Source organism: Bacillus cereus group sp. BfR-BA-01524 (assembly GCF_022662595.1).
In the GTDB taxonomy this organism is placed as follows: Bacteria; Bacillota; Bacilli; order Bacillales; family Bacillaceae_G; genus Bacillus_A; species Bacillus_A thuringiensis_S.
Window position 1 is genome coordinate 1 of record NZ_JAKUDW010000160.1, and the last position, 7628, is coordinate 7628.

The window sequence follows — 7628 nt, forward strand, 5'->3', positions numbered from 1 at the left end:
AATTTGGAAGCACATGAATTTATGGAATTAGAAGAAAAAATAGCGAAGGATAAAATGAAAGAATGGTGGAAAACAGATAGGAATTCCATGATAGAGAGTTATTTAATCTTGAAGCCAGAAATTATGTGGAAAAAACCGTATTATTCTATAGAGCATAATATTGAAGTATTTAATGTTTCTGCAAAGGATATGAATGAAATACATAACTTTATTAAGACAATGTTTTTAATATGTACAATACTTTCATTTATCTTCCTTTTAAAAAGGTGGAGAGAGACTACATTTTTATGGTCAATTCTTTTACTGCAAACAGCTTTAACCTGTTTTTATGCCGCATATGAAAGGTATGCATTACCATTAATTCCATTTTTATTTATTATAATTGGAGTAGGAACTGTGGCAACGATTATGAAAATTAGTAAATTATTAATTAGTAAAAAATAGTTTGAAATAAAAAAACATCTTAATTTTTTAAAGAAATTAAGATGTTTTTTTATATATATTCATATTTAAATAGAAAACTATTCGTTATCAGTTTCAGTTTGTGTTACGTTTAATTTTTGCTTTAATAATGCATAATCTTGCGTTAATGTTACAAGTTGATGGTGTAGCTTAGAAATTTTTCTTGTTAGGTCAAAAATTAAGATGAAACAGAATAATAATCCAAATAAGAATAAGATGGATGGTGGATATTCTACTTTTAATAGTTTTCCAATCCAATTTATAATTTTATCAGTAGAACTTAAAATAGCCATTGCAACACAAACGAAAATCCACAAAATAGCATATTTTGTTTCTAAAGCCCCGCGACGAATGGAATTAATAATTAAGAAGAATAATAACAAAATAAAGATGAATGAAAAGGTAATTATATGCATTCACTGTCAACCTTTCACGATTTTTTGCATCAATATAGCAAGGCTTACTTTAATCATGTAATATGCAGATTTAAGAGGTGTGATGGAAGATTGTCCACCTTGTCGCTCTTGCATATTTACAGATATCTCATTAATGCGAAGTTTTTTCTTTTTTAAATGAATAAGAACTTCTGGCTCTGGATAATCTTTTGGATAATTGTGTGCAAAAATCGTAATTACTTCTCGATTGATAGCACGATATCCAGAAGTTGGATCCATAAATGTTTGTTTCGTTAAAACTTTCAGTAGGGCAGTAAAATAAAAAATACCGATTCTCCTTGAAATACTACCTTTGTAAGCTGTTTTTTCTGTAAAGCGTGAACCTAGCACCATATCACATTGGCCTTCAGCAATAGGCTGTATAATTTTGTATAAATCATCCGGATTATGTTGTCCATCAGCATCGAACTGAATTGCAATATCATATCCGTTCTCATATGCGTATTTATAGCCAGTTTGTACAGCTGAACCGATGCCCAGATTATATGGTAGATTAATAAGATGAACAGGGAAATTTTTTACGATTTGAGCTGTTTTATCTTGTGAGCCATCATTAATAACGCAAATGCTTAACGCTGTAAAATGTTGTTTTAGTTCTAGTAATCTTGTTAATGTATCTGCAATTGCTTCTTCCTCATTATAGGCTGGAATAATAATCAAAGTTTTTGGTATTGAAATTGGTACCTCGATAGACATTACCGCACCACCCCTTACATATTTAACTATATTATGGTTATTTATAAACAACTTTACTTAATATACCATTAAAAGTATAAGAAAATAAAGGAAAAACTGATGGGTGATTTTAGGAGGAAGCTACTGATACAAAGGCAAGCGATAGTATTTTTTTATAATAAAAAATACATGCAAGGCAGGACCTGTGCATGTATGATGAGAAGATTATGTTAAATATTCCAAGGCTTACTTAAAGTTAAAACTTCAGCCATCTCTTTACTTTTTAAACGTCCCTTTTTTCGGTTTTCCGCGCGTTCTAAACCGGTTGTGTGTAACCAATGTTCTTCCTGAGTTTCAGGTAGTACTTGTGGTACGGACGAAGGTTTTCCATCTTTTATAGCCACAAATGTAATGAAGCAAGTAGCAGCAATTCTACGCTCGCCTGCTAATAAATTTTCTGCGATTACTTTTACGAAAACTTCCATTGAAGATTTCCCTGTATAACATACAAATGCTTCATAACAAACAGAATCAGCTTGGTGAATTGGAGTTAAAAAATCAACTGAATCAATAGATGCTGTTACGCAATGTTTACGACTATGTCTTGCAGCCGCAATTGAAGCAATACTATCAATTTCTGCTAATAATTTCCCTCCAAAAAGTGTTTGGTGATTATTTAAATCGTTAGGAAAAACACGTGTTGTCTTAATTGCTTTAGATTCTCGCATGAATTTCTTTTCCATATATTCAGCCCCTATAGTCTGTTTTCAATCAGAATAATATGTGTAAGCGGAGTACTCATATTAGATATTTAATGAAGTAAAGTGTATTCCAAAAGAGGATTATTTAAACTTCTGTATTTGTATTCATGTAACTGAAAGAAAATTTATTTTATCTAAAATGTAGTGTAAAAGAGGATTCGCTTACATTGCAAGTAAAAAGTAATGACTATGTATTCGTCATAGAAATTCCCTATCAGCCGTGTACCCATTCATGATAGAATCATTTTGTTATGAATGGAAATAGAGGTGCAATGGACATATGAATCATATACAAACAAATTTTTCATCTTTCTTCAATAAAATTACGATCAGTGCGATGCTCGCATTTTTCGTTTATAGTTGCTGGGTAGCATTTGAGACAAGTAAGCAATTCTTTGGAGGAAGTACAACAAGTGTAACAATCATATTGGCAATTTTCGTCATACTTATTTTGTTAGTGGCATCAATTCTACAATATCGTTTTACAGATAAACAATTTCTTATTTTTCTTATAAGTATATCTATAGTTGTGAGGCTTAGTATGCTGTTATTTGTAGATGCTCCAATAATTGGTGATATGAAAGTGATGTATGAGTCTGCAAAGCAGATTGCAATTGGTAATAATATAGAGACTGTAACTCATTTGCCTTTTATTATATATGAGTCAGTAATTATTCGTATATTTGGTGATACATTATTCGCTTTACAACTATTTAATGTGTTATTTTGCGCAGGAACCGCATTTTTTATTTATCGTATTGCGGCAATGGTTTTTGGAGAAGAATGTGGTCGTATTGCTTCTATATTTTATGCTCTGTATATTCCAAATATATTGCTGAGTTCCGTATTAACTCCTGAGTCACTTGCAATATTTTTATTTTATTTTGCTTGTTACATACTTTTATATAAAGGGTTAGATCATCCTTATATGTGGGTGTTTTCAGCGGTTTTATTTGCATTTAGTAATATGATTTTTCCAATGGGATTATTTTTTCCTATTTTTATCACTGTATATGTATTATTAATTGAAGTGCTTCAATCAGCAACGAAACAAAAAGTGTTACTAAAGATGGTAGGGATACTTATTCTATTTTATAGTACTCATTTTGGTGTGAATTATGGAATTAAGGCAATGGGATTGTCACAATATACTATTTCGAATGAGACGTATGTTCAATCTGTCTTAATTGGAAAAACGAAACATGAGGAAAAAATAACGAAAAATCAAAGTGTAACAGAGCATATTGATCAAAAGTTAAAAGAGATTGAGGGAGAAAGATTTAAACTTTTAGAGCCGATGATAAATCAGTTTTCAGATGAGGGGATAAACTCTATTCTTTTCAAATGTGAAAAACTGATATATATAGCCGTAACATTGTTTATGACTATAGCTCTATTACACTTCCTTATTAAGAAACAACAAAATGAGGGATATATGTTGTTCTTATTTTTAATTAGTGGCTACGTATTGTTAAGGCTCTTCCAAGTAGATATGGCATATTACAATGTAATTATGCCGGCATTGTTTATTTTGCAGAGCTTTGGTGTTTATATGAGTTATGTGTATTGTCAAAAAATATTTTTCAGAAAATAAAAAGAATCCATTCTGGATTCTTTTTTTTGATGGAAGATGAAATTTAGTAGTCAGTGCAAATGGAAAGTATGCCTGACTTGAATTTTATCCCGCTATTTTCCGGACAGTAAGCCCCCCACCTCAAAATTCAGCGAAAGCAAAGAAGTTAGGTGGGGGCCCTGCTACTCGTAAAATCCCGATTGGTGAGGGCTGATTATATCTTATCGATTTAGTTCTAGTTGTAAATTATCGGCTGTTAGAGCCATTTGTGAGGAATCATCTTGAATTCCTTTCATTACTTGTGAAATAGCTTGTAGCTCATGTTCAATTTTCTTATTCTGTTCTTTTGAGTTAGACATATCTTTTACAATTTCTTGGAAGTATCGATCTGTTGCCGACATACTATCCGTTCCTTCTGATACGAGAGAGCTAATTTGTTTCACGGAAGACGAGACACGAGTAATTTGTTCATTTGTTTTTTCGACGAGCTTTGTAACGTTAAATATAGATTCTTTCGTTTGCTCTGATAATTTTCGGATTTCACCAGCAACAACAGAAAACCCCTTCCCAAATTCTCCAGCACGTGCAGACTCGATAGCAGCATTTAGTGCGAGTAAATTTGTTTGCTCCGCGATTGATTTAACAATATCTATGATTTCGTTAATTTTGTTAGAAATATCGAGAAGTTCATGAGTATCTGTAATAATCGTTTCCATATTCATTTGAATAGATCCCATTCGTTTGTTTTGCTGGTTTAATTGTTCTTTCCCTTTATTCGCTTTTTCTTCAGATGTTGTAGCTAATGATGTACCTGTTTTAGCAATTTCTACAATAGTTTCAGATTTGGCAGTTAGTTTTTGAATAGAAGAGCTTGTTTTTTCAGATACAGCAGCTAATTCTGTTGCGATATGCGTAATTGTCATAGCAGTTAGTTCTTTTTCTTTCTCATGTTCTTTTTGCATTCTTTCATATTCAGATTCATAAGCTGCAAGAACGAGTTCTTGTTCAAGAGTGAATAATTTATTTATAACGTTTATAGAATAAGAAAAATCATCGATTGTTGATATTTTTGTTTGTAAAATCTTCATGATAGAGCGGAATAATTCTTGATAAGCAGCAGTATACCATTTTCGATGTAAACCAATTTGTACATGTCTTTTGGCAATCCTAACACGCTGTTCAATAAAATCTTCATGCATATTGCCGCTGAATAATTCTTTAATATGTGTTTTTAAAGTTTGTTTTAGTTTTGGAATAGAGCTGTAACGTTCAATAATAGTAATTAAATTAGGTTGTTTTGTAATGTTGGCATAAAATTTTTCAGTAATCCAATCAATTTCTGCATAAATAAAAGGCTGTAGTACTTTTACAACTTGTAAATCTTCTTTTGAAATATGTAGCATATCCATTTGAATTTTTAATTCAGAATTAGTAGGTACATTAAAAGTTATTTGTTGGTCCTTACTTAATTCGATTATACTGGCATTTGTTTTATTAATATTTTTTTTGAAAACCCCAAGCATCATTCTTCCCCCTGTTTATAAAACGTTTTCAATTTTAAAACTAATATAGAGTAATTATATATGCTTATATATAATTACTCTATATTAGTTCGTTGAATAGTATATAAATTAAGAGAATTCTATCTGGAATTCTCTTAATGGCCTTTATTAATTTTAGCATGTGTTTTAAAGAAAACAGGGAAATGCACATTATATATTACAGTGACGACACGAATAACGAATGTTACTAATAAACAAACATAGAAAGCTAATACGTGCGCCCCCATAGCGTGTGTGATTAGGAAGCTAATTGCTCCTAAGATAGAAGCGATTGCGTAAATCTCTTTTCGGAATACGTAAGGGATATCTTGAGCACAAATGTCACGCAAAATACCGCCTCCAATACCTGTAATGACTCCCATTGAAACAACTAGAAATGAGGCATCAACATGATGTGACATTGCTGCATTTGCACCAATAGCTGTAAAAACGCCTAAGCCAACAGCATCAGAAAGCATAATAACGACTTGAAGTTTATTGATGCGCTCAAAAAACATACAAGTAAATAATGCTGATAATACACTTACGAAAAAGTAAATGGGTTTTACAAATGCGACAGGGGGCAGGTTACCAATCATGATATCACGAATAATACCGCCGCCGAGCGCAGTAGCTACAGCTAAACAAAGGACACCAAATAAATCTAAATCTTTTTTTAAACCAACTAATGTACCAGAAATGGCAGCGGCGATAATGCCAAGAAACGTAAATATATCGATTAATAACATGGCCTTAATCCCTTCCTCTTAAAGATGTTCCAGAGAAAAAATATACACTAAAGTATTGGAAATAACAATTACTTTTCGTTACATGTAGAAAAACGGATAAAATACATAAAGAAAGCGTTTGAAAATGTTTAGGGGAAAACGAAGCAAGGTTAATTTTTCATTGTAGGGTAGCCGAGTGGATGTCATTTTGTAATTATTTAATTTTATATATTAATACATAGATTAACAAATATTACTATAATACTGATAATAAGTGAAAGAGTGTTAGATAGTTTTTATAGAGATAGGGAAGGATAGCTAAAGGATAATATTTTCTAGTACTACTTAAGGTGGATTGGCTAGTTTCGGTATAAAAATAGTTCTCAATTTAAATATGAGTTATGTTATAATTGCTAGGTGTGTTTTAACGATAATAAATTATGATTAAAAGATAATGTTAAGATTTTGTATGGAGGTCTTGGAATGTTAGCAAATCAAGCTAGGGTTAGATTTGAGCATTTTTTGCTCTTTTTTATTATTTTACAGCCTGTTTTAGATTTATTAACGTCTCTTAGCATCACTTTATTAAAGTCAAATGCTACCGTTGGAATTTTAGTAAGATTCCTTATTATGGCTGTTGGTGGTATTTACATTTTAATTCAGGCAAAAGAGAAGGAAAATAGAAAGTTTTTAATTTATCTTATATTATTAGCCGGAGTTTTAGGGATAGGATTTATTAATAACAAACTAGTTAAGGATCCTATTGTACTTGGTGAAGAAGTTAAGTTCGTTGCGAAAGCATTATATATATATATTATGCTGGGGTCATACATTTTAGCTTTAAAATCATTGAAAAAGACAGTTAATATTAGCGATAAGGTTCGAAATAGTATTGTATATTCTACATTAATCATTAATGCAATTATGGTTATTTCTATTTCAACATCTACTGACTTTGGTAGTTATGAATGGATGAAGGTTGGTTCTCGAGGTTGGTTCTATGCAGGAAATGAACTAGGTTCAATCTTAGCTATTATTTTCCCTATTGTGGTACTATATTCTATTCAAAAAACAAAAAGCGTGAAGCACGTTTTATATTGGATCCCATCACTTTTAATGATTTATTCGCTAATCCAAGTTGGTACGAAAGTAGGAATGGGCTCAATTGGTGCTACGTTAGCAGCAGCAATCGGGATCATTGTACTGCAATTATTATTTGATAGAAAAAATCCGAATAAAAAATCTCTTGCACTTAACGCAGTAATTGCTATTATCCTATTAGCCGGTGTAGTTGGGACGTTTAAACAAACACCATTAGCGCAAAATATGGGTATTCACAATAACTATTTAACAGAGCAAAATGTGGCACAACAAGATCAAAAAGAACAAGAAATTAAAGATAAGCTGAAAAAAGAACAAGAAATTAAAGAAAA

General features: G+C 31.4%; 7 protein-coding genes and 2 pseudogenes. 3 read left to right on the plus strand and 6 right to left on the minus strand.

Going from position 1 to position 7628, the window contains the following annotated elements; all coding sequences use genetic code 11:
* Positions 1 to 444: pseudogene (locus MR170_RS29130) on the plus strand (4-amino-4-deoxy-L-arabinose transferase); the annotation flags it as partial.
* Between the two features lie 77 nt (positions 445 to 521).
* Here MR170_RS29130 and MR170_RS29135 read toward each other — a convergent pair.
* The 3 genes from MR170_RS29135 to MR170_RS29145 form a co-directional block, all read right to left on the minus strand.
* On the minus strand, positions 522 to 878 hold the full coding sequence (locus MR170_RS29135) for a DUF2304 domain-containing protein (protein ID WP_050844769.1): 357 nt from the start codon (positions 876 to 878) through the stop codon (positions 522 to 524).
* 6 nt (positions 879 to 884) lie between these two features.
* The gene (locus MR170_RS29140; protein WP_000021473.1) at positions 885 to 1613 is read right to left on the minus strand and encodes a glycosyltransferase family 2 protein; all 729 of its coding nucleotides are present in this window, start codon (positions 1611 to 1613) and stop codon (positions 885 to 887) included.
* Positions 1614 to 1822: 209 nt separating this feature from the next.
* Positions 1823 to 2335, minus strand: coding sequence for an acyl-CoA thioesterase (locus MR170_RS29145; RefSeq protein ID WP_000412126.1), 513 nt, complete (start codon positions 2333 to 2335; stop codon positions 1823 to 1825).
* 298 nt (positions 2336 to 2633) lie between these two features.
* Here MR170_RS29145 and MR170_RS29150 point away from each other — a divergent pair, with 298 nt between their 5' ends.
* The gene (locus MR170_RS29150; RefSeq protein WP_098138857.1) at positions 2634 to 3947 is read left to right on the plus strand and encodes an ArnT family glycosyltransferase; all 1314 of its coding nucleotides are present in this window, start codon (positions 2634 to 2636) and stop codon (positions 3945 to 3947) included.
* A 200-nt stretch (positions 3948 to 4147) separates the two neighbouring features.
* Here the strand turns inward: MR170_RS29150 and MR170_RS32835 are convergent, their stop codons facing one another.
* From MR170_RS32835 to MR170_RS29160, 3 genes and pseudogenes are all read right to left on the minus strand, one after another.
* A complete protein-coding gene (locus MR170_RS32835; protein ID WP_372464371.1) occupies positions 4148 to 4888 on the minus strand; it encodes a methyl-accepting chemotaxis protein in 741 nt (246 codons plus the stop codon).
* Between the two features lie 15 nt (positions 4889 to 4903).
* Positions 4904 to 5452: pseudogene (locus MR170_RS32840) on the minus strand (protoglobin family protein); the annotation flags it as partial.
* Positions 5453 to 5583: 131 nt separating this feature from the next.
* A complete protein-coding gene (locus tag MR170_RS29160) occupies positions 5584 to 6216 on the minus strand; it encodes a trimeric intracellular cation channel family protein (protein ID WP_000924371.1) in 633 nt (210 codons plus the stop codon).
* Positions 6217 to 6678: 462 nt separating this feature from the next.
* Here MR170_RS29160 and MR170_RS29165 point away from each other — a divergent pair.
* The coding region (locus tag MR170_RS29165; protein WP_242310405.1) for an O-antigen ligase family protein at positions 6679 to 7628 on the plus strand (950 nt) is incomplete at its 3' end.

Bases quoted from the DNA above. Each gene is read 5' to 3' on its own strand.
- MR170_RS29135 (WP_050844769.1), bottom strand. From the start codon at position 878: ATGCATATAATTACCTTTTCATTCATCTTTATTTTGTTATTATTCTTC.
- MR170_RS29140 (WP_000021473.1), bottom strand. From the start codon at position 1,613: ATGTCTATCGAGGTACCAATTTCAATACCAAAAACTTTGATTATTATT.
- MR170_RS29145 (WP_000412126.1), bottom strand. From the start codon at position 2,335: ATGGAAAAGAAATTCATGCGAGAATCTAAAGCAATTAAGACAACACGT.
- MR170_RS29150 (WP_098138857.1), top strand. From the start codon at position 2,634: ATGAATCATATACAAACAAATTTTTCATCTTTCTTCAATAAAATTACG.
- MR170_RS32835 (WP_372464371.1), bottom strand. From the start codon at position 4,888: ATGCAAAAAGAACATGAGAAAGAAAAAGAACTAACTGCTATGACAATT.
- MR170_RS29160 (WP_000924371.1), bottom strand. From the start codon at position 6,216: ATGTTATTAATCGATATATTTACGTTTCTTGGCATTATCGCCGCTGCC.